The organism is Pseudaminobacter soli (ex Li et al. 2025) (genome assembly GCF_029892515.1).
GTDB classification, from domain to species: Bacteria; Pseudomonadota; Alphaproteobacteria; order Rhizobiales; family Rhizobiaceae; genus Pseudaminobacter; species Pseudaminobacter soli_A.
This window is the reverse complement of record NZ_JARXVF010000010.1, coordinates 19,618-39,844: the sequence shown is the minus strand read 5'-3', so window position 1 is coordinate 39,844 and position 20,227 is coordinate 19,618. Positions and strand designations below refer to the sequence as shown.

Here is a 20,227-nt window from a genome sequence, read left to right as displayed (position 1 = left end):
AGAACGTGGCATCCGTCGGTCCAAACGCGCTTGCCGCGCAGCTGCGAGCGGATAGTCCGGCCCTGGCAGGTGTCGGATCGGCCTGGCGGCTGTCTTGGGACAGGGGCCATGCCGACGTCTCTGCCATTGGCGCAGCGCTGCACAACCTGGTTCTGCAGCTTGACGACGGCGCGACGGTGGAACCGCTGGCCGAGGCGCCATGGACCGGCGAGCCCGAGGTAACGGAAATTACGTCTTTCCCGGCCCACCTGCGCCAACTGGGCGGCGAATGGCCGTGCGTGCCGTTCGGCACGACCGCGATCGATCCGCACCATCACGGCTTCGGCACCGACAATGAGTGGCATGTCATAGAGCACTCGGCAGGCGCCATAACCCTTGCCATCGACTATCCGGAACACCATCCTATCAGGCGTCTCGAGCGGCGCATCGAAGGCATCGAGGGTCAGGCCGCAGTCGCCTTGGAACTGACGGTGGAGGCCCGCGCCGATTGCGTGCTGCCGGTTGGCCTTCATCCGATTTTCAGGCTTGCAGGCGAAGGGGATCGCCTCCAACTTGATCCGGGTGCATTCGCGCGTGGCCACACTTTTCCGAAGGTATTTGAGCCCGGTGTGTCCCAGCTGAAACCCGCCGCAGAATTCGCGCGGCTCGATGCCGTGCCGCTGGCGGGCGAGGGTACAGTAGACCTATCGACCCCTCCTTCGGGTCTTGGCGAAGAGATTTTGCTTCTGTCCGGCGTGCCGGGGAGCGTTAGCCTCACCTATCCGGACGACGGCTACCGGGCGGAGCTCAGCTGGAATGCCAGCGATTTTCCCTCGCTCGTCATCTGGCTTTCGAACCGCGGGCGAAGCGCATCGCCCTGGTCGAACCGGTTTCGCGGCATCGGTATAGAGCCCGTGCACGCATATTTCGATGACACCGGCCTCGCTCCACACAGGCCGCACAGCTTGTCGTCAGGGCGCGCATTCCGCGCCGACGAAAGATGGACGACCCAATACCGAATTTCCGCATCAAGCCTGAACGCCAGCAAGCACGAAGGACCCGCAAAATGAAGCGCTCCCGCGTCAACGAAATCATTCGAGAAGGGGACGCGTTCATCCGCTCCTTCGGCTATGTCATGCCACCCTTCGCCTACTGGTCGCCGGAAGAACTCAAGAGCCGCCGCCCCGCCGGCATCGTCGACGCCCGCCTTGGCTGGGACATTACCGACTATGGCCAGGGCAAGTATGATGAACTCGGCCTGTTCCTGTTCACCGTGCGCAATGGCAGTGCCGCAGACCTCTCGCGTGGCCGGGGCATGCTCTATGCCGAAAAGATCATGATCACGCGCCAGAACCAGCTTTCGCCGATGCACCGGCACAATTTGAAGGCGGAAGACATCATCAACCGCGGCGGCGGCAAGCTCGTGCTCGAGCTTTTCATGCCGGACGGGGAGGGCAATATCGACCGCCATCGCGAGGTCGAGGTGCCGACCGACGGCGTGATCCGCAAATTGCCGGCCGGCGGGCTGCTGAAGCTCGACCCAGGCGAGAGCGTCACACTGCTGCCGGGTGTATGGCACGCCTTCTGGGCAGAGGGCGCCGACGTGCTGATCGGCGAGGTTTCGACGGTCAATGACGATCTGACCGACAATGTTTTCGTCGATCCGATCGGACGCTTTTCCAATGTCGAGGAGGACGAGGCACCGCTCCACCTGCTCGTCTCCGACTATGACCGGTTTGTCGACGGCAAGGCCTGATCGAGAGGCTCTTAGTCTCACAATAACGAGCTGCGGCTTGCCATTCAGGCAAAGCCGCAGCCATTTCGTTTAGTGCCAGCCGTCGAGACCCAGCAGCTTTCGGCCCAGTTCGCTCAACTCGGCTGTCTTGGCATTGTTCTTCTCCCAGTCGCGCGGATCGCCGGGATAGGCGGCGCGCTTGGGAGCCTCGCGCTCCCGCCAGGAGTGGATGCGGGCCGCGCGTTCCTCGGCATCGTCCTCGTCGGCGGGGAACATCGAGATGTATTGCGCCATGCGCACCCGGTCCTTCGAGTGGTTCGGCCGCACGCCATGCGCCAAGTGCGTGTTGAAGATCATCAGATCGCCCGGTTCCATCTCGATATTGGTGATCGTCAGGCTGGCTAGGTCGGGATGGTGCGGATCGCGGTCGGCAGGCTGGGTCTTCTCCCACTCCTCGAAGTTTTCGAACAGTTCGGGAATGCACTGGAAGCCGCCGATGTCGCCATCTTGCTTGACCAGTGAAAGCACGCCCTGGACACCGATCGGGAGAGGGCGCAGCGAGGTGTCGCTGTCCCAATGGATGAAGCCGTTGGGATTGCCCGGCACCTTCTTCGGCGGATTGAGATTGGCGCGATCGATGGCGACCCAGAGGTCTTCCCGATCCCAGATGTCGACGAAGGCATCGTAAATGCGCTGCACCTGGCGGTTATCCCACAGATACTGGTGATTGTAGATTTCCACCATGCCGGCGCCGTTCAACTCCTTCATGAGGTGGTCCCGGCGCTGCGGTGCATACCAGGTGGATGGATCCTTGGGATCCTTCTCATCAAATTCCCAGAGAAGGTCGGTCAGCCGCTGCACGTTTTCCTGCGGCACGGCATTGCGCACGATCACGTAGCCCTTGGTGATCCAGTGCTGCCAATCGTCTTCGCTGAGCACGCGGAGCGGCAGCTTTTTCTGAATATCCTTCAGCTGCGTCGTGACATTTTTCGATGTCGGGTGGCTGTCCTTCTTGAGGTCGGTTGCGTGCGCCATGGTTTCCTCCGCTCAATGCCTTCGATGGACGAAATCCTAGTGCAGCGGGGGCAGGGAAGTTGTACTGCCAAAGCCACTTCTGATACTATTCTGGCATCTTGATCTAAAGGTCGTCATGATGAAGCCGTTTCTGGAGAAGCTGCAGCCATTGCCGGGGACGTCATGGGCCATGCTGAACCGCAGGCTCGATGACGCAATTCCATTTCAATGGCACCATCATCCCGAGTTGGAGCTTACACTGACGCTCAATTCGCGCGGTCAGCGTTTTATCGGCGACCACATCGGCAGCTATGACGATGGCGACCTGGTGCTGATCGGCCCAAACCTGCCGCACAGCTGGAGTTCGACTGAAAAGATCGACCCGGACAAGCCGCATATCGCACTGGTGATGTGGTTCCGGCCAGAATGGGCGAGGGCGATGATTGAAACTTTCGTCGAGCTTGGCGCAGTCACAGCAATGGTTGAGCGAGCCTCGACCGGACTTAAATTCACGACTGCCAATGCAGCGCGTGCCCGGCCCTTGATCGAGGATCTCTTCACACGCCCGGCGGACGAGCGACTGCTAGGCCTGATGCAAGTGCTGAACATCCTGGCTCAGGATGGCGAGGCAGAACCGCTCGCAAGCGCAAAGAGCGTTCCGGCGGCGGCGGGTTCCGATCGCACGCGGATCGACCGCGTGCTCGATTACATTCACCTAAACTACGCCTCGGGACTGTCGCTGACGGAGCTTGCCGATGTGGCCGCGCTCAGCCCATCGGGGTTGCATCGGCTGTTCCGGCGCCACACGCAGCTCTCGATCACCGACTACATCATGCGGCTGAAGATCGGCGAGGCCTGCGCCATGCTGTCCGCGAGCGCACGGCCGATTGCGCACATTGCCGAGGCCGTGGGTTACACGTCGCTCGCCAATTTCAATCGGCAGTTTCTAGCCATAAAGGCCATGACGCCGCGCAGCTACCGCCAGAGCTTTCAGAAGGCGCGTTGACCGGGCCCTGTTTCATGGACGCCCATTGGGGTTGGTTGTAAACATTGCCACCGCTTCATCTTGAAGGAGACGCAGCATGAACCGGTTCACTGGCGGTTGCCTGTGCGGCAACGTCCGGATTGTGGCCTCGGGACGCCCATATCGGGTCGGCCTTTGTCACTGTCTAGACTGCCGCAAGCATCATGGGGCGCTTTTTCATGCTTCCGCGATATTCCCTGAGGATGCGGTGACGATCGAGGGCGAAACACGCGACTACGCCGGACGGTTCTTCTGTCCGCGCTGCGGCTCGCCGGTTTTTTCTCGCTCCGCAGACGAAATCGAAGTGAACCTGGGATCTCTGGATGCGCCTGACCAACTGAAGCCAACCTACGAACTCTGGACCGTCCGCCGCGAGTCCTGGTTGCCGCCATTTCCGGTCACGAGACGATACGAGCGCGATCGTGACGCCACGGGTCGCTCTGAGGAGTAGGTGAACACGTCAGAGTAGGCCCCACCCGGCTACATCCAATGTGGCGGCGATGTAGAAATGTCGCTGGCCCTGCAAAATAGAAATGTCGCGTAATGCGTTTCTAAGGGCAGGGCGCGGCAAATTAGAAATGCGACAGTGACGTAGCTTCTTGCCACGGACGTGAGCACCCGATCGGGCGTAAGCTGGTCAGGGTTGCGCAGCCCAATCGGGGGCGATCCAGCCAAGCTCCTCCGACTTCAGCGTTGAGAGACCGCCGTCACTCGGCAGCAGCCGGCCTCGCCAGCGCTTGTTCCCGCCGCGCAATGACAGCTGGATCGTTCAGGAAATCGGTCCGCCTTCCCGGCTTTGTCCCGCGCTTCCTGTAGCCGGTTTGCTCACTGTTCGTCTTGATCCTCGGCGCCGGTCGCGCCTCGTCCTGCTGGGCCTTGATCCAGGACAGCACCTCGCCGAGCCGCTTGTTCTCGGTGATTGCCGTGTGCGTCACGCGCTGCTCTTTATCGAAACCGGGGAGCACGCCTTCCAGCGAACGTCCACGCGACCATCGGCAAACTCATAGATATCGACATACTGGCCGACCAAGCCGATCGAGATCGCGTTTTTCTCCAGCATGATCTGCCGCCGTTCATAGGAAAACGACAATTGCTGGCCGACACGGCGCTGTTCACGTTTGCACAGCACGTCACGCAGCCGATCCGGCGGCATGTTCAAGGCGCGATGCAGATTGTCCGGCCGGGCCGGGACCTTGGCAAACCGCTGGTTAAAGTTGGCAACGAACGCCGGCAGGAAAGCATTGGCCGCCTCGATGTCCGATATGCCAGCAAGGCGCAGTTCCTTCACAAGACGGTCCTGCAGGGTCCGATTGACCCTCTCGACACGGCCTTTGGCTTGGCTCGAATTGGCGCACAGGATCTCGATGTTGAGCTCCGCGAGCGCCCGGCCAAATTGTGTCATGCCACGGCCGGCGCGAGCCTCGGCCTTCGCCACTCGAAACACCGTATGCTTGTCGGAATAGAACGCCACCGGGCAGCCGTGCGCCTTCAGATAAAGCTCGAGCGCCTCAAAATAACTGAATGTGCTCTCGGACTTCACAAAGCGCAGTTGCAGAAGGGTGCTGGTCGCGTCGTCGATGAAGACGAGCAGGGTGCAGGGATCAGTCCGATCCTCGAACCAACGGTGATCGCTGCCGTCGATCTGCACCAGCTCGCCGTAAGACTCTCGCCGCAATCTCGGCTGGTGGAATGTCCGGCGATGCTTCCGCGACAGCCAAATCCCGGCCTCGGCCATCCATTTGCGCAGCGTCTCGCGCGACACCGCCAGCCCATGGTTTGCCGCCAGCTTCTCCGCCGCCAATGTCGGCCCGAAGTCGAGATAGTGATCACGGACCAATTGCACGGCCAGGCCCGAGACGCCGCCATTGAAGCGATGGTTCGACGGCCGTCCTCGCGCCTTGTGCCGGAGCGCTGCCGCGCCTTCAGCCTGAAACGTCTTCAATAGCCGTTGGACTTGGCGCGTCGTCAGATCGAGCACGCGAGCGGCCGACACCACCGTCATGCGCCGCTCCAGAACCTTCGATAGCACCTCAATGCGTTGCAGCTCGCGCTCGCTCATGAGGATCAGTCCCATTCTGCCGTCTCCCGCGCTCGTCAATGAGCAGGGCGACATTCCTACTTTGCAGAATCAAGACATTTTAACTTTGCGCCAATACCCAAAAGTCGCATAAGATAGATTATGGAACTCATATAGGTCGCGGAACGGCTGCCGTGAGGTCAATTCCTCATTCTGTCAGACGATGCGTGCTGCTGCTCGCTACCGAGTAAGCTCAAACGGCGAGATTTGCGGCTTTGGCCCGCGCTGCTGCCAGCAATGCCTTTGGCTCGGCTGCAAACACGGCGTCATGCGCTCCGGCAGCTGCCCAGACGGTATCGAACGAAAGCAAACTCTCGTCCGCAAAGGCTGGAATGTCTTTGAGATGACCGATCGGCGAAACACCGCCGATGGCGAATCCGGTCTCGTCACGGATATGGCGCGGGTCCGCGCGCTTCAGCGATTCCGACACCAAAGCGGCGGCCTTGGCGAGATCGAGCTGATTGGGACCTGAGACGAGAAACAGATAGAGCTTGCCGCTGCTTTCACCTTGAAAAATAAGGGATTTCACGATCTGCGCGACAGTGCAGCCACATTGAGCCGCAGCTTCCTCGGCGGTTCGGGTCGAAGCTCCCATGCGGACGATCTCGATCTGCAATCCTGCCGCAGCTGCGGCTTCAGTGACACGATCGATGCTGCCAGCCATTGTGAGCTCCCCAAGCTTTCACATTGATTTAAAAGGGATTTCGATGACCATTCCATCCCAAGCCGGCTCGACATGATCCGGCGTCTCGGCCGCAACGGCCGCATAGTCCAGCGGAACGTGCATATGCGTCAGAACGGCTCGCTTCGGCTGCAACCGCTCGATCCAATCGAGGGCTTCGGCCAATGAAAGATGGCTCGGATGCGGACGATATTGCAGCGCGTCGATGACAAGCACGTCCAGGTCGCTCATCAGTTCGGCCGTCGACGGCGGGAAATGGCTGACATCCGAACAATAGGCCAACGGGCCGATCCGAAAGCCCAGCGAGATGATGTCGCCATGGATCTGCGGCAGCGGCAGAAAGGTGAGGGCACCCCCCTCTCCTTCGATCACCACCGGCTCGGAATGCTCGATTTCATGCGCGCGCACGATCGGCGGATAGGAGCTTCCCAGCGGGGTCTTGAAGCAATAGCCGAAAGCCTCCTGCAGCCGGTCCAGCGTCGGCTTGTCGGCGTGGATGTCGATGAGCTGCTTCTGCTCGAGCACGAAGCCGCGCAGGTCATCGATGCCGTGGATGTGGTCGGCGTGCGGATGCGTGTAGACAACCGCATCGATACGCTGCACGCCTGCCATCAGCATCTGATCGCGAAAATCCGGCCCGGTGTCGATCACCACGTGGGTCGTTCCGTTGTTTGAAACCCGTTCCACCATTGCGGCGGCTCGACGGCGCCGGTTCTTCGGGTTCGTCGGGTCGCAGTTGCCCCAGTCGCCCGTGATCCTTGGCACTCCCGGCGAAGAGCCGCAGCCAAGGATCGTAAGGCGCAGGAGATCAGTCATCTGTCAGGCACTCTGCACTGCCGGCCGTGGCATCTTTTTGAACAGACGGAAGAAATTGTTTGTCGTCAGCGTTCCGATCTCGTCGGCGCTTAGACCCAGCGTTTCCCCCAGCACCTTGGCCGTATGCACGACCAGGGCAGGCTCGTTGCGCTTGCCGCGAAACGGAACCGGCGCGAGATAGGGCGAGTCAGTTTCGACGAGCAGCCTGTCATGCGGAACGCGCGCTGCGATTTCGCGCAGTTCCTCGGATTTCTTGAACGTCAGGATACCCGAGAAAGATACATAGCCGCCGAGCTTGATGCCGGCTTCGGCGAGGGCAGGCCCGGAGGAAAAGCAATGCAGGATGAAGGGGAAGGCCCCCTTCCCGCTTTCTTCCTCAAGGATTGCCGCCATGTCGTCGTCCGCGTCGCGCGAATGGATCACCAGCGGCAGGTCCGTTTCGCGTGCGGCCGCGATATGATGACGGAAGCTCTGCTGCTGAGCGTCGCGCGGCGCCTTGTCATAGAAGTAGTCGAGACCCGCCTCGCCGATCGCCACCACTTTCGGGTGAGCCGCAAGCTTTATCAGCTCATCGGCCGTGACGTCGATTTCCTCGCCCGCATTGTGCGGATGCGTACCCACCGAGCAGTAAACCTGATCGTAGGCCTCGGCAATCGCCAGGATGGAGGGAAATTTCTTCACCCGCGTTGAGATGGTGACCATGCGCTCGACCCCGGCCGCCAAGGCGCGCGCGACGATGTCGTCGCGCTCCTCGGCGAAATCCGGGAAATCGAGATGGCAATGACTGTCGACCAGCATGCCGGCTTACCTCAGGCTTCGGCCGCAGCCGGTTCGACGTAGCGCGGGAAGACCGGCTCGGGCGCCGGCAGAGCCGTGCCGGGTACCAGAGCATGCTCGTCCGCAACGCGGTCGAAGCCACGCGCGTCTGCAGGCACTGCCAAGATGTCGAGCAGCTTTGCGGCCGACTGCGGGATGTAGGGCTGGCACATCAGCGCGACGCGACGCACTGTCTCGGCCGTCGTGTAGAGAACGGTCTCCATGCGCGCCGGATCTGTCTTCTTGAGCGCCCAGGGCTCCTGCCCCGCGAAATAGCGGTTGGCCTCTGCCACCACCGCGAAGATCGCCGCCAGCGCCTGGTGGATCGCCTGGTCGGACATCGCCTTGCGGGCGGTGACGAGCGCTGCCGTTGCCTGGTCCAGAATGGCCTTGTCGGCGTCCGTCAGCTCGCCGCGCACCGGAACCACGCCACCGACATTCTTCGCGATCATCGAGAGCGAGCGCTGGGCAAGGTTGCCCAGATCGTTGGCGAGATCGGCATTGGTGCGGTTGACGATCGCTTCGTGGCTATAGTTGCCGTCCTGGCCGAAGGGAACTTCGCGCAGGAGGAAATAGCGAACCTGGTCGAGCCCGTAGTGCGAAACCAGCGCGAACGGATCGATGACGTTGCCGACGGACTTCGACATCTTCTCGCCGCGGTTGAACACGAATCCGTGGCCGAAAACGCGCTTGGGCAACTCGATGCCTGCCGACATCAGGAACGCCGGCCAGTAGACCGAATGGAAGCGCGTGATGTCCTTGCCGATGACATGAACATCAGCCGGCCAATAGTGCCAGCGCTCGGAGCTCGTATCCGGGTAGCCGGCGGCAGTGATGTAGTTGGTCAGGGCGTCGACCCAGACATACATCACATGCTTTTCGTCGCCAGGAACCGGAATGCCCCAGTCGAAGGTCGTGCGCGAAACCGAAAGATCCTTCAGTCCCGATTTGACGAAGCTGATGATCTCGTTGCGGCGCTCGTTCGGACCGATGAAGCCCGGATGCTTTTCATAGAGTTCGAGCAGCCGGTCCTGATAGGCGGAGAGGCGGAAGAAGTAGCTCTCTTCCTCGACCCAGTCGACAGGCGTGCCCTGCGGGCCGTAGCGGATGCCATCGGGGCGGACCTCGGTCTCCTCCTCGCCGTAATAGGCTTCGTCGCGCACGGAGTACCAGCCGGCATAGCCGCCCTTATAGATGTCGCCATTGGCGGCCATCGCCTTCCAGATTGCCTGCGAAGACTCGTAGTGGCGCTTTTCCGTGGTGCGGATGAAATCGTCGTTCGACGCGTTCAGCGCTGCGGCCATGCGCTGGAACTCGGCCGTGTTGCGGTCGGCCAGCTCGCGCGTCGTGATGCCTTCCTTGCGCGCGGTCTGGAGCATCTTGATGCCGTGCTCGTCCGTGCCGGTCAGGAAGAACACGTCCTTGCCGTCCAGACGCTGGAAGCGGGCCAAGGCGTCGGTAGCAATCAGCTCGTAGGCATGGCCGATATGCGGCTTACCGTTGGGATAGGCAATCGCGGTGGTGATGTAGAATTTTTCGCGTGACATGGGTGCGCCGTCAAATATGTCGAAATGGAAGGATGTCGCGTGAGATAACGCATCGGGACGGCCTTTGCCATCCCGCGCCTGGCCGGAGCATCACATTCGCATTACGGCATAAAGGCGGTCGATCATCGTCAATACGTGCTGCTTGCGATCAAGATTATAGGTTTCGGTCTCAGATATAGTCTTCATCGTCTCCTGCCAAGTGTCGGACAGGATTTTGGCGCGTGAAAGCTCAGAGGCATGCGCAGCCGCGCTTGCGGCATTGGACAGAAGATCGAGCATGTGGCGGTTGAAGATGTCGAACTGGACCGCCTGGTCGCGACCGCCGGCCACTTCGGCAAGCTTGTAGGCGGCGGCGATGTCCAGCCTCGGCGCGGCCAGCAGGTTGTCGATCGCTTCCGCGATCTCCAGGCCGCCATATTGCGTGAGGACAATGGCATTGCGGGCACTGCCCCCTGCCCGTTCGGCAAGCGCGGCGCGCGCTTCGGCGCCTTCAGGAGCCGGCGAATCCGCATTGTCCAGAGCCTGCATCAAACTGCTCGGCTCAAGCGGCGCCAGCCGGATGACCTGGCAGCGCGAGCGGATGGTCGGCAATAGGCTGCCCAGCGCATGGGTGATGAGGATGAACACCGTCTTTGCCGGCGGCTCCTCGAGATTTTTCAGAAGCGCGTTGGCCGCATTGGTGTTCATGTCGTCAGCAGGATCAACGATCACCACCCGATAGCTGCCGTCATGCGAGGTCATGGACAAGAAGCGGTTGACCTTGCGGATCTCGTCGACGGTCAGCACCGTCTTAAAAGACTTGGTCTTGTCGTTCAGCGGCCGCGTCAGGTGAAGCACCGCCGGATGCGCGCCCATGGCGATTTGTCGGAACAAGGGCGACGCCGGATCAGGTTTCGTCAAGGTAGGGGGCGCGGTTTCACGAGCCGGGTTCTTGAGCAGATGGTATGCGAGGTGGAAGGCCAGGGTTGCCTTGCCTATCCCCTGCGGCCCGGCGAGCAGCAATGCATGCGGCAGCTTGCCCGCGCGATAGGCGGAAGCGATTACGCCGGCCGCCTCTTCGTGGCCAACGAGGAAGGGGTTTTCGGATGGTTCTGGCACACCGTCCAGCGTGTCATGCTGTTCGGGTGCGATGCGTTCGAACATCATGCCTCCTGCGCCTCATTGCGAGAGGGCGCAAATTTTCGTTCGATCACAGAAAAGACCGCTCCCGTCACGGCATCTTCGACCGAATCGGGTTGCTGCGCCGCGTCGATGACGACGCAGCGTTCGGGATCGTTACGGGCGATTTCCAGGAATGCCGCGCGTCGCGCCTCGTGAATCGCCAGCGTTTCCCGCTCGAAGCGATCCGCAACCTCGTCGCCCCTGCGGGCGGTTGCGCGCCGCAAGCCCACCGCCGGATCGATATCGAAGATCAAGGTCAGGTCGGGCATCATGCCGTTGACCGAGACCCGTTCGATCACTGCCATGAAAGCCGGGTCGATGTTCCCTGCCCCGCCCTGGTAAACGCGCCAGGAATCGACGAAGCGGTCGCACAACACGATATCGCCGCGCTCGACCGCCGGGCGGATCACCTGTTCGATATGATCCGAACGGGCCGCCGCAAAAAGCAGCGCCTCCATCTTCGGCCCAAAAGGCTCCGCAGCGCCGGAGAGGATGACATGGCGGACGGCTTCCGCCCCTTGCGAACCTCCCGGCTCGCGCGTGACAGTCAGTCCATAACCTTTTGCACGCAGTTTATCTGCCAACCGCTTGATCTGCGTTGACTTTCCGGCGCCCTCGCCGCCTTCGAAACTGATGAAAAGCCCGCGCGTCAATCCAGTTTTCCTCACTCGTGCCGACAACATATCCTTGCCGACAGGAGTGTCTTATGCCGATCGAGGGCAAAGGTCCACTTTCACACGCTCAGCGCAGCCAACCGACAAGCAATTCACCAGCTGCATCGATCGCGCGCTGCTGCAGCGTGCCAAGCCCGATGGTTTCGGCTGCGTAAAGCGGCGTTTCCTGGCTCAGCGTATCGCCAACTGAGATTCGCAGCGTGCCGATCTGGGTGCCCTCTTCGATCGGCGCCATGATGGGACCGTCATACACGACGCGAGCCGACAGGCGATCGCGATTGGTCATCGGCACGAGAACCGAAATCGGCCCCTTCGCCTTCAGGGGCACAGTGGACCTGGCCCCGCCATAGACGGTGACGTTGGTAACCACTTCGCCATCGCCGAAAAGCTCAGTTCTCTGGAACGAGCGCATACCCCAATCGAGCAGCTTGCGGGACTCTTCGGAACGCTCGCGATCGCTGGACATGCCGCTCAGCGCCGCGAATATCCGCCTTCCATCATGGCTGATCGAGCCGACAATGGCATAGCCCGAATCCTTGGTGTAGCCGGTTTTCAGGCCGTCTGCCCCGATATCCATGGTCAGCAGCGGATTGCGATTGCGCTGGGTTATCTTGTTCCAGGTGAAATCCTTCTCGGCGAAATACTTGTAGTATTCCGGATATTCGCGCCAGAGATGCATGCCCAGCTCGACAAGCTCCCGCGCGGTGACGACCTCGCCATCGGCGGGCAGACCGGTCGAGTTCTTGAATACTGATTTCGTCAGCCCGAGTTCCCTCGCCCGATCGGTCATCAACTGGGCAAAGTTTTCTTCCGTACCCGCCATACCCTCGGCGACGATGATGCAACCGTCATTGGCCGACTGGACGGCAATGGCTTGCACCAGATCCTCGATTCGAATGTTGGATTTCAGCGCGGCGAACATGGTGGAGCCACCTGAACCAGCGCCACCGTTGCGCCATGCGTTCTCGCTGACTGCAAAAGTGTCGTCGAGCTTGTAACGGCCGGATTTCAGCGCGTTGAACAGCACCTCCATCGTCATCAGCTTGGCGAGAGAGGCTGGCGGAATGGGCTCATCCGCGTTCTTCGCGTACAGGATCGTGCCGGTGTCGGCATCGATCATATAGGCTTCCTTGGCCTTGGTTTCGAACAATTGCGCCCGTGCAGGCGCAGCAAGGGCCAGACAAACGGCAAGCCCCAAAAACGCGACGAAAGAGAACGGTCTTAGAGACAGCATGTGACCCAGTCCGGTTCGAAACGTTGCTAGATAGACAATAAGATAGGCTATCAGGCTACGGATCAAGTCATACTGGACAGCGCCCTCGCCGCTTCGCAACAGTGTTCGATCAGTTGCGAACCGTTATGGCGTCGGCAGCGCCGTTGGCCCAAGCCTTTTCGAGCATGGCGTCGAGCGAGGCGTGGCCGTCGGCGAAGAGGTTCACCGCATAGACCTTGTTGCCGCCGACGGTCGACGTCTCGATTTTGACTTTTCCGACTTTCGAGAGCGATTTGGCGATGCGGCTTGCCTGCGCCTTGCTCTCAAATGTTCCGACGGCGATATAGGCTTCCGTCATCTCGGCCGGCGAGAAATTCGGGTTCAACCGCTTCCAGGAATGGGCCACATCCGCAGCCGACATCCGACCACCGTCGACAGCCGCGAAGGCACGCGCGGCGCTGGTTACGCGCTCGTCGGCATAGGACATGCTGGCCATCTGGAAAGGCAGCCGGCCTTCCGTCGGGCGCTGCGGAACGATCGGACCGAATTCGGGCAGGACGACATCGCTGTAGGCCACGGTCTGGCTGAAAGGCACGCTCGGGGCATCGGTCATGATCGGCCGAAATGCCGGCGCGGGCGCAGAAGGACGAGCGCTTGGAGTCGGGCCATTCATGGCGACCATCACGCCGGTCGGCAGGCCGTCAGACGGATCGAAAACCTTGTTTCCCGGGCGATAGGAGGCAAGCAGCAACTGATCGTCATTGCCCTCCAGCGGGGCACGGCCGACATACTCGACCTTCACATTGGCGGTTCCGCCATGCATGTAGTCCAGCATTTCGGCGGCACGCCTGGACAGATCGATAACACGACCATCGGAATACGGGCCACGATCATTGACCCGCACAACGACCGAAGTTCCGGTTTCCGTGTTGGTCACGCGGGCGTAGCTCGGCAGCGGCATCGTCGGATGCGCCGCCGTCAGATGCGTCTGGTCGTAGATCTCTCCATTGGCGGTGAGGCGACCATGAAAAGCATCGCCGTACCAGGAGGCCAGTCCAACCGTCTTATAGTTCTTATCTTCCTTCGGATAATACATCTTGCCGCGCACCATGTAGGGCTGGCCAAGCTGGTCTCGCCCGCCACCACGCGGCAGGTTCGCGAGCTTGTTGGTCACGCGAGGGCTGGCCTTCACGCCATATTCCGACTCCGCGAAATACTCCTTGGGGCGCTTTTTGCCGGAAACCTTCGGCGTGGGCGAGGCACAGGCGGCCAGGAATGCAGCTGACACCGCAAAAACGGCGACGGTGGAAGCGCGGCGAAGATGCCGGCGCGCCAAAATCAGCATTGTCGATTACCCCAGACGAGCTTTACGCAATACACAACAAGAATGCCGCCAAAAATATCGGTGCATTCCGCCCCAGCCATTCTTTTACGAGGTAATTGTTTAGCGGTCTGTTAACCGATTGTGTCCGCAAGCGGGCAAGAATGTGGCGGCGACGACTGTATGGCCCTGTCCTGCCCGGTAGCGCCGCCATTCGGCGCGCATCAGGAACTCATTGCGATGTTGCCGAGCCCGCGGCTTGCACCGGCGGGCTCGACTGATCCGCCGTCAGTTGGCGTTGGCGATCTTGTCCCAGCCTTCGGCAATGGATTTGACCGCACCGGAGAAGCTCTCGAGATTAGTCGGGAAGCGAACCTTCTCATAGGCGCTCGCCGGCAGCATCTTGGCCTTCACCGCATCGGGCAGGGTGACGTCGCGGGTCGGATGGGCATAGCCCTCGGCAAGCAGCGTCTGGCCTTCGTCGGAGAACAGAAAGTCGATCGCGACGCGGGCGGCATTCGGGTGCGGAGCGACCGAGCTGACGTACTGGGCAAACAGCATGCCTACGGTGCCGTCAGTCGGAATTATGACTTCCAGTGGCATGCCGGTCGCGTCACGCTTGGCAAAGCCGTCGAAGTCGTAGACCAGCGAAATCGGGCATTCGCCCTTCTGCACGGAAGCGACGTTCAGAACCACGCCGTTGCGCAGGTTGCCGCTGTCGCGCAGCTGCTTGAACCAGGCGAGGCCGGGCTGCACATTGCCCTCGCCGCCGCCATTCGCGTAGGCCGCTGCGAGAACCGAGGCGGTGGCATAGGTGGAGATGCGCGGGTCGCGGCTGCAGACCATGTCCTTGTATTCAGGCTTCAGCAGGTCGTTCCACGTCTGGGGCAGTTCCTTCACCTTGTCCTTGTTGACCAGGAAGGCGATGGCGCCCCAGTAGGACGAGGCCCAGCGGCCTTCAGGGTCCTTGTACTGCTCCTTGATGCTGTCCCAAGAGGCGTTCTTGTAGGTGGCGGCGAGGCCATTTTCCAGCAGTCGGCCGGTGAAGTCATAGCCGATGTCGGCGATATCCATCACTGGCGCATCCTTTTCGGCCAGCAGATGCGTGATCTGCTCGGCCGAGGTCATGTCGGTGTCGACATGCTTGAGGCCGTGTTTCGTCTCGATGGTCTCGAAGATCGTGCCGAGATTCACCCAGTCGTCCGACATGCCATAGCTGACATATTGTCCCTCGGCTTTGGCAGCGGTCAGCGTGTCCTCGGCCTTTGCCGGCAGGACCTGGAAAGCGACGGCGCCGGCCAGCAGCGCGGCGGTGAGTTTGACGTTCATCGTGTTTCTCCAATGCGGGCCCATTCCGATGCACCCCGCTCCCGCCCGCGGAGGCATATCCGTGATCGCGCTCAGCCGTGGCCTCCGCCCCTTTGTGGCTTGCGCGGCCTTGCCGCCGTCCAGAGAATGGCCAGCGAGATGACCCAGGCGATGACGAAACTCATCAGCGCAAGCGCGCTGGCCTGGCGCGCATCCGAGCGCGTGAATTCGACGAGGTAGATCGGAAACGTCTTCAACCGGGTGCCGATCAGCAGGTTGGCCAGCACGAACTCGGCAAACACCGCGGAGAAGACGAGCAGGCTGCCATTGACGATGCCGACGGCGATGTTGGGCACGATGACCCAGCCAAAGATCTGGATTGGGCCGGCCCCGAGGCTTTGGGCAGCCTCGATCAGGGTCCGCGTGTCCACGCTCTCCAGCGTCGTCATCACCGCTCGGTACATGAACGGCAATGCGACGATGACATAGGCCGCAATCAGGATATTGGGCGTATTGACCAACGGCAGGGGCAATTTCGAATAGAGGCGAATGAGGCCGAGCGCCAGAACGACCCCGGGCAGCGAGAACGGCACGATCGAAAACAATTCGAGCCAGGGCTTGGCGCGGGGAAGCCGGGTATGGGCGAGATAGGCCGCGGGCACGACGATCGCCAGCGACACGAGCACGGAAACCGCAGCCACCCAGAAGGAATTCAGCAGCGTGTCGGTAAACGCCGATCGCGATGTCACCTTGGCCCACCAGGCCAGCGTAAAGCCTTCGGGCCAGAGCGTCCGGTCCCAGCGGGTAGCGAAGGAAAACAGCGCCGTCGCCGCGACCGGAACGGTCATGAAGGCCAGGAAGCAGCCGATGACCGGTGCCCGCCATGTCGGAACTCCGGCGCTCATTTCGTGCGCCTCATGCGGCGGGCGAAATGCTGGTAGGCGGCCAGGCAGCCGCCCATGACGAGTAGCGAAAGCACTGCCAGCGCATCGGCCAAGGCGGGATCGAGCACCACCTCGCCGCGTACCAGTGCCGCGATCTGCACGGGTACCAGATTGACGTCTGAGCCTGTCAGGGTCCAGGCGGTGGCATAGGCGCCGAAGGCATTGGCAAACAGCAGGAAGAAGCTCGCCAGCATCGCCGGGGCGAGGATCGGCAAGCCGACACGTGTCCAATACTGGACAGTCGTGGCGCCGAGGATGGCCGCCGCCTCGCGCCATTCCTGCCGCAGCGCCAGCAGTGCGGGCATGACCAGCAGGATGGCGAGCGGCATCTGGAAATAGAGATAGGCGATGCCGAGGCCCGTGATCGAATAGATGCGGAAGTCGGGATAGAGGTGAATCCCGAGATAGCCGAGCAGCAGCGTGACGAAACCGGTCGAGCCGAGCGTGATGACGAAGGCGAAGGCAAGCGGCGCCCCGCCGAAATTTGCCGTGACATTGGCGAGCGCGGTCAGCGCATAGCGGGCCGTCGGACTGGATGACGTCGCGATCGCATAGGCAACGATGGTGCCGAAGACTGTTCCGCCAACTGCTGTTGCCAGGGCCAACTGCAGGCTGTTGGCGAAGGCCGTCAGCATCGACGGCGTCATCGCTCGGCCGAAATTGCCGAAGGTAAGACCGTGCTCGCCCGTCAGGCTGGAGCGCAACAAGGTGAGCACCGGCAGGACCTCGAAGGCCGCAACAAAGACCAGGAACGGCGCGAGACCGATCCAGGCGAGCCGGGAATGAGTTGCGCTGCCAGCCATCACGCAACTGCCGATCCGTCACCGGTCTGCGCGACATAGCCAGATGGGTTGCGGTTGGCCACCGAAGGCATTCTTTCCGGCCACGTAACTGTCTGCATGGTCTGCTCAGACGCCCGATCATTGGCCCCGACAGGTCGCACAAAAACTGTGCCTCAGGGTTATTGTTTAATATTACAAAACATCGTTTAATATCGCTGCGTGACCTCCTGATGACATTTGGCGGGAATTCTTGGACATGAACGAAGATCGCTATCGAGTTCAGAGCGTTGGCCGTGCGCTCGATATTCTCGAGAAAATCGCGGTGGCCGGAAAAAACGGCGCACGCCTGACCGACCTCGCGAATGACGTCGGGATCACCAAGGCGGCGGCCTATGCCACGCTTCTGACGCTCAAGGCGCGCGGTATCGTCACCGACGTCGGCGAAGGTCTCGGCAAGCGCTATCGATTGGGTCTCGCCCTGGTGCGGCTGGGCGATCTGGCCTTGTCGGGCACCGGCATTGCCGATGTCGCGATGCCCGTCCTGCGCCAACTTACCCAGACGACAGGCATCACCTCGCGCGTTGCCATCTGGGACGAAGATGCAGCCGTCGTTGTCGGCCGCGCAGATGCGCCCGACGCGATCCGTCTGGATTCGGCGCTTGGACGGCGGGAGCGCCCTCATTGCTCGGCGGTCGGAAAGATTTTCTTGGCTGCCATGCCACGCAGCGAGGCGCTTGAACTGCTCGAACGCATCGGTACGCCGGCACGCACCCCGAAAACGCTGAGCACGCTGCCGGCGCTGGATACCGCCCTCGATACCGTCGCTGCCAGAAACTATGCGATCGACGATGAGGAAGACCATGAAGGCGTGATCTGCATTGCCGCAGCCGTCTTTGGACACAATGGCGCAGCGGCCGGAGCGATCAGTGTTACCACGCTCAAGCAACTGCTGCCCGATGCGGCCGTGCCGGCCTTGGCGCAAAAGTTGATCGATCATGCTGACCGGATTTCGGCGGCGCTCGGCGGCCCGCCCGCACAGGCAGGCTGGAGGACACGGGCATGACCCCTCGCCCTGTTGCCGAAGCAATCGCGACGAACGACGATCCACTGGGCCGGCGCTTTGCCTTCGCGCTTTCTATGGCGCGCGAGGCCGGAAGGCTTGCCATGCGCTACTTCCGCAGTCGCGATCTCAGCATTTCGCAGAAGGGCCCGCGCGATCTCGTCACCGCCGCCGACCATGCCGTCGACACCCTGATCCGCGCAAAGATCGCAGAGAGTTTCCCCGATGACGGCATCCTGACCGAAGAATCGGCAGGCGCGATCTCCGGCACGACATGGGTGATCGACCCGATCGACGGCACCGGCAATTTTGCCCGCGGCATTGCCTGTTTCGCGATTTCCATCGCAGTCTGCGTCGATGGCGTCACACAATTTGGCGTCGTGTTCGATCCTGCCGCCGACGAAATGTTTGCAGCACGGCGCGGACGCGGTGCTTTCTGCAACGGCGCTCCTCTCAAGGTGAGCAATACCAACCAGCTCGCGGAGGCAACGGTCGACGCCGGTTATTCGCGCAAGGCGCCACTGCCCGACTATGTCGTCTTGCTTACACGCCTACTCGATGCCGGCTGCGACTTCGTCCAGTTCGGCTCGGCGGCCCGCGGCCTCGCCCACGTTGCGGCCGGACGCGTCGATGGTTTCATCGAGGCACATCTGTTCGCCTGGGACGTGCTCGCCGGGCTCTTGCTGGTCAAAGAGGCCGGTGGCTACAGCGCAGACTTCCCGCTGACCGGCAACTGGCAATCGGGCCAGCCCGCACTTGCCTGCACGCCCGGCCTGTCGGCGGCTCTGACAAAGATTGCCGCGACGACCCTCTCGCAGGCCGAAGGGTAGGCACCGTCCTCTGGTGCGGGCCGCAAACCAGTCGAATGAGCGAGGCCACCGGCACTCACCGATAGCCTAAGCCGACCGTTCTTCCGCAAAAAGGCTACCCTCGCTTTGCCAGTAGCGCCTTCGCCTCCTTCACACCCAAGGCTGCCGGCCGCTCGCAGGTGGTCTGCATGGCCACGAACTTGCCGGTCTCGCCCGATTTCAGGATCCCGGTCATCACCTCGACCGCGTGCAGAGCCATCTCCATCGAGCAGCGGTGCGGGCGGTCTTCGAGGATGGCGAGCGCCATGTCGGCGAGCCCCGCCGTGCGGTAGTTGGCCATCATGCCGTGCGAGTGCTTCTCGTTCTCGATGCCGAACGGGTGATCCCACTTCGGCAGCTTCTTCACCACCTTGCCGGCATTGGTGTAGCTGAGTTCGCCGCCGAAAAAGTTCGGGTCCGGCACGAATAGCGTGCCTGCTTCGCCGTAGAGTTCCATAGGCTGATGGGCATGCACCCACACGTCCCAGCTCGTGTTGAGCGTCACCACCGCCCCGCTCACAAACTCCAGGATCGCGTGAATGGTCGTCGGCGTATTGACCGGGATTTTTTCGCCCGCCCGCGGCTTGGATAGGATCGTTCGTTCTGTAGTGGGCGTGGTGGCGACGGCGGCGACTTGCCTGACCGGACCGACAAGCTGGATCAGGTTGGTGACGTAATATGGACCGATGTCGAGGACTGGCCCGGCGCCCGGCTGGAAGAAGAAGTCAGGATTAGGGTGCCAATGCTCCATGCCGTGGCTCATCACGAAGCAGGTGCCGCTGGTGATCCTGCCTACCTTGCCGCTGTCGATCAGGTCGCGCGCGAGCTGGTGCGCTCCGCCGAGGAAGGTGTCAGGCGCCGAGCCGATGCGCAGCCCCTTCTTCTCGGCCCGCTTCTTCAGGTCCAGCCCTTCCTTGACCGACAGCACGAACGGCTTTTCCGAGTAGACATGCTTGCCGGCGTCGAGGACGGCCTTGGACACCTCGTAATGCACCGCCGGTATGGTCAGATTGACGACAATGTCGATGTCGTCGGCCTTGAGCAGGTCTTCAACCGTCTCGGCGCGCAGCGAAAATTCCTTCGCCCGCGCCTTGGCCGCCTTCATGTTGATATCGGCGCATGCCCGCATCTCGATGCCGCGGAACAGCGGCGCCAGCCTGAAATAGGCCGCCGAGATGTTGCCGCAGCCGATGACGCCGACCCCCAGTTTCCTTGCCATATTTCTT

At 61.6% G+C, this 20,227-nt stretch carries 19 protein-coding genes and 1 pseudogene; 6 read left to right on the top strand and 14 right to left on the bottom strand.

The window, feature by feature from the left end; all coding sequences use genetic code 11:
* Positions 1-5 precede the first annotated feature (5 nt).
* Together M2281_RS26260 and M2281_RS26255 are read left to right on the top strand one after the other, a co-directional pair.
* The gene (locus tag M2281_RS26260; RefSeq protein ID WP_280824158.1) at positions 6-1,049 is read left to right on the top strand and encodes a hypothetical protein; all 1,044 of its coding nucleotides are present in this window, start codon (positions 6-8) and stop codon (positions 1,047-1,049) included.
* A complete protein-coding gene (locus M2281_RS26255) occupies positions 1,046-1,735 on the top strand; it encodes a D-lyxose/D-mannose family sugar isomerase (protein WP_280824157.1) in 690 nt (229 codons plus the stop codon). Before M2281_RS26260 ends, M2281_RS26255 begins: the two co-directional genes overlap by 4 nt.
* A gap of 69 nt (positions 1,736-1,804) precedes the next feature.
* On the opposite strand, the gene M2281_RS26250 is transcribed toward M2281_RS26255, so the two are convergent.
* Positions 1,805-2,749 (bottom strand): phytanoyl-CoA dioxygenase family protein, encoded by a 945-nt coding sequence (locus M2281_RS26250; RefSeq protein WP_280824156.1) that lies wholly within the window; start codon positions 2,747-2,749, stop codon positions 1,805-1,807.
* A gap of 118 nt (positions 2,750-2,867) precedes the next feature.
* Here M2281_RS26250 and M2281_RS26245 point away from each other — a divergent pair, with 118 nt between their 5' ends.
* The gene (locus M2281_RS26245) at positions 2,868-3,734 is read left to right on the top strand and encodes an AraC family transcriptional regulator (protein WP_280824235.1); all 867 of its coding nucleotides are present in this window, start codon (positions 2,868-2,870) and stop codon (positions 3,732-3,734) included.
* 76 nt (positions 3,735-3,810) lie between these two features.
* Positions 3,811-4,203 carry a GFA family protein gene (locus M2281_RS26240; protein WP_280824155.1) on the top strand — a complete coding sequence of 131 codons (393 nt, stop codon included), beginning with the start codon at positions 3,811-3,813 and terminating at the stop codon, positions 4,201-4,203.
* Between the two features lie 256 nt (positions 4,204-4,459).
* Here the strand turns inward: M2281_RS26240 and M2281_RS26235 are convergent.
* From M2281_RS26235 to M2281_RS26180, 12 genes and pseudogenes are all read right to left on the bottom strand, one after another.
* Positions 4,460-5,826 (bottom strand): annotated as a pseudogene (locus M2281_RS26235) (ISNCY family transposase).
* Between the two features lie 196 nt (positions 5,827-6,022).
* Positions 6,023-6,493 (bottom strand): YbaK/EbsC family protein, encoded by a 471-nt coding sequence (locus tag M2281_RS26230; protein ID WP_280824154.1) that lies wholly within the window; start codon positions 6,491-6,493, stop codon positions 6,023-6,025.
* A gap of 18 nt (positions 6,494-6,511) precedes the next feature.
* Entirely contained in the window at positions 6,512-7,327 is an 816-nt protein-coding gene (locus M2281_RS26225; RefSeq protein WP_280824153.1) for an MBL fold metallo-hydrolase, read from the bottom strand.
* Positions 7,328-7,330: 3 nt separating this feature from the next.
* The gene (locus tag M2281_RS26220; protein WP_280824152.1) at positions 7,331-8,125 is read right to left on the bottom strand and encodes a TatD family hydrolase; all 795 of its coding nucleotides are present in this window, start codon (positions 8,123-8,125) and stop codon (positions 7,331-7,333) included.
* 11 nt (positions 8,126-8,136) lie between these two features.
* Positions 8,137-9,690 (bottom strand): methionine--tRNA ligase, encoded by a 1,554-nt coding sequence (metG, locus tag M2281_RS26215; protein ID WP_280824151.1) that lies wholly within the window; start codon positions 9,688-9,690, stop codon positions 8,137-8,139.
* Between the two features lie 90 nt (positions 9,691-9,780).
* Complete coding sequence (locus M2281_RS26210; protein ID WP_280824150.1) at positions 9,781-10,836, bottom strand: DNA polymerase III subunit delta'; 1,056 nt, start codon at positions 10,834-10,836, stop codon at positions 9,781-9,783.
* A complete protein-coding gene (gene tmk / locus M2281_RS26205; protein WP_280824149.1) occupies positions 10,833-11,504 on the bottom strand; it encodes a dTMP kinase in 672 nt (223 codons plus the stop codon). The genes M2281_RS26210 and tmk overlap by 4 nt, the downstream gene beginning before the upstream one ends.
* An 88-nt stretch (positions 11,505-11,592) precedes the next feature.
* On the bottom strand, positions 11,593-12,759 hold the full coding sequence (locus M2281_RS26200) for a D-alanyl-D-alanine carboxypeptidase family protein (protein ID WP_280824148.1): 1,167 nt from the start codon (positions 12,757-12,759) through the stop codon (positions 11,593-11,595).
* Positions 12,760-12,868: 109 nt separating this feature from the next.
* Positions 12,869-14,083 (bottom strand): septal ring lytic transglycosylase RlpA family protein, encoded by a 1,215-nt coding sequence (locus M2281_RS26195; RefSeq protein ID WP_280824147.1) that lies wholly within the window; start codon positions 14,081-14,083, stop codon positions 12,869-12,871.
* Positions 14,084-14,347: 264 nt separating this feature from the next.
* Positions 14,348-15,388, bottom strand: a complete 1,041-nt coding sequence (locus M2281_RS26190) for an ABC transporter substrate-binding protein (protein ID WP_280824146.1) — start codon at positions 15,386-15,388, stop codon at positions 14,348-14,350.
* 71 nt (positions 15,389-15,459) lie between these two features.
* A complete protein-coding gene (locus M2281_RS26185) occupies positions 15,460-16,272 on the bottom strand; it encodes an ABC transporter permease (RefSeq protein ID WP_280824145.1) in 813 nt (270 codons plus the stop codon).
* On the bottom strand, positions 16,269-17,114 hold the full coding sequence (locus M2281_RS26180) for an ABC transporter permease (protein WP_280824144.1): 846 nt from the start codon (positions 17,112-17,114) through the stop codon (positions 16,269-16,271). Before M2281_RS26180 ends, M2281_RS26185 begins: the two co-directional genes overlap by 4 nt.
* Before the next feature lie 235 nt (positions 17,115-17,349).
* Here M2281_RS26180 and M2281_RS26175 point away from each other — a divergent pair, with 235 nt between their 5' ends.
* Positions 17,350-18,156, top strand: coding sequence for an IclR family transcriptional regulator (locus M2281_RS26175; protein WP_280824143.1), 807 nt, complete (start codon positions 17,350-17,352; stop codon positions 18,154-18,156).
* Positions 18,153-18,983: an inositol monophosphatase family protein gene (locus tag M2281_RS26170; RefSeq protein WP_280824142.1), complete on the top strand. Its 831-nt coding sequence runs from the start codon at positions 18,153-18,155 to the stop codon at positions 18,981-18,983. Before M2281_RS26175 ends, M2281_RS26170 begins: the two co-directional genes overlap by 4 nt.
* A gap of 94 nt (positions 18,984-19,077) precedes the next feature.
* On the opposite strand, the gene M2281_RS26165 is transcribed toward M2281_RS26170, so the two are convergent.
* The gene (locus M2281_RS26165) at positions 19,078-20,220 is read right to left on the bottom strand and encodes a Gfo/Idh/MocA family protein (RefSeq protein ID WP_280824141.1); all 1,143 of its coding nucleotides are present in this window, start codon (positions 20,218-20,220) and stop codon (positions 19,078-19,080) included.
* Between the last annotated feature and the right edge of the window lie 7 nt (positions 20,221-20,227).

What these genes read in the sequence shown, in the direction of transcription:
- M2281_RS26255 (WP_280824157.1), top strand. Translation starts at nt 1,046, where the DNA reads ATGAAGCGCTCCCGCGTCAACGAAATCATTCGAGAAGGGGACGCGTTC.
- M2281_RS26250 (WP_280824156.1), bottom strand. Translation starts at nt 2,749, where the DNA reads ATGGCGCACGCAACCGACCTCAAGAAGGACAGCCACCCGACATCGAAA.
- M2281_RS26245 (WP_280824235.1), top strand. Translation starts at nt 2,868, where the DNA reads ATGAAGCCGTTTCTGGAGAAGCTGCAGCCATTGCCGGGGACGTCATGG.
- M2281_RS26240 (WP_280824155.1), top strand. Translation starts at nt 3,811, where the DNA reads ATGAACCGGTTCACTGGCGGTTGCCTGTGCGGCAACGTCCGGATTGTG.
- M2281_RS26230 (WP_280824154.1), bottom strand. Translation starts at nt 6,493, where the DNA reads ATGGCTGGCAGCATCGATCGTGTCACTGAAGCCGCAGCTGCGGCAGGA.
- M2281_RS26225 (WP_280824153.1), bottom strand. Translation starts at nt 7,327, where the DNA reads ATGACTGATCTCCTGCGCCTTACGATCCTTGGCTGCGGCTCTTCGCCG.
- M2281_RS26220 (WP_280824152.1), bottom strand. Translation starts at nt 8,125, where the DNA reads ATGCTGGTCGACAGTCATTGCCATCTCGATTTCCCGGATTTCGCCGAG.
- metG (WP_280824151.1), bottom strand. Translation starts at nt 9,690, where the DNA reads ATGTCACGCGAAAAATTCTACATCACCACCGCGATTGCCTATCCCAAC.
- M2281_RS26210 (WP_280824150.1), bottom strand. Translation starts at nt 10,836, where the DNA reads ATGATGTTCGAACGCATCGCACCCGAACAGCATGACACGCTGGACGGT.
- M2281_RS26200 (WP_280824148.1), bottom strand. Translation starts at nt 12,759, where the DNA reads ATGCTGTCTCTAAGACCGTTCTCTTTCGTCGCGTTTTTGGGGCTTGCC.
- M2281_RS26195 (WP_280824147.1), bottom strand. Translation starts at nt 14,083, where the DNA reads ATGCTGATTTTGGCGCGCCGGCATCTTCGCCGCGCTTCCACCGTCGCC.
- M2281_RS26190 (WP_280824146.1), bottom strand. Translation starts at nt 15,388, where the DNA reads ATGAACGTCAAACTCACCGCCGCGCTGCTGGCCGGCGCCGTCGCTTTC.
- M2281_RS26185 (WP_280824145.1), bottom strand. Translation starts at nt 16,272, where the DNA reads ATGAGCGCCGGAGTTCCGACATGGCGGGCACCGGTCATCGGCTGCTTC.
- M2281_RS26180 (WP_280824144.1), bottom strand. Translation starts at nt 17,114, where the DNA reads ATGGCTGGCAGCGCAACTCATTCCCGGCTCGCCTGGATCGGTCTCGCG.
- M2281_RS26175 (WP_280824143.1), top strand. Translation starts at nt 17,350, where the DNA reads ATGAACGAAGATCGCTATCGAGTTCAGAGCGTTGGCCGTGCGCTCGAT.
- M2281_RS26170 (WP_280824142.1), top strand. Translation starts at nt 18,153, where the DNA reads ATGACCCCTCGCCCTGTTGCCGAAGCAATCGCGACGAACGACGATCCA.
- M2281_RS26165 (WP_280824141.1), bottom strand. Translation starts at nt 20,220, where the DNA reads ATGGCAAGGAAACTGGGGGTCGGCGTCATCGGCTGCGGCAACATCTCG.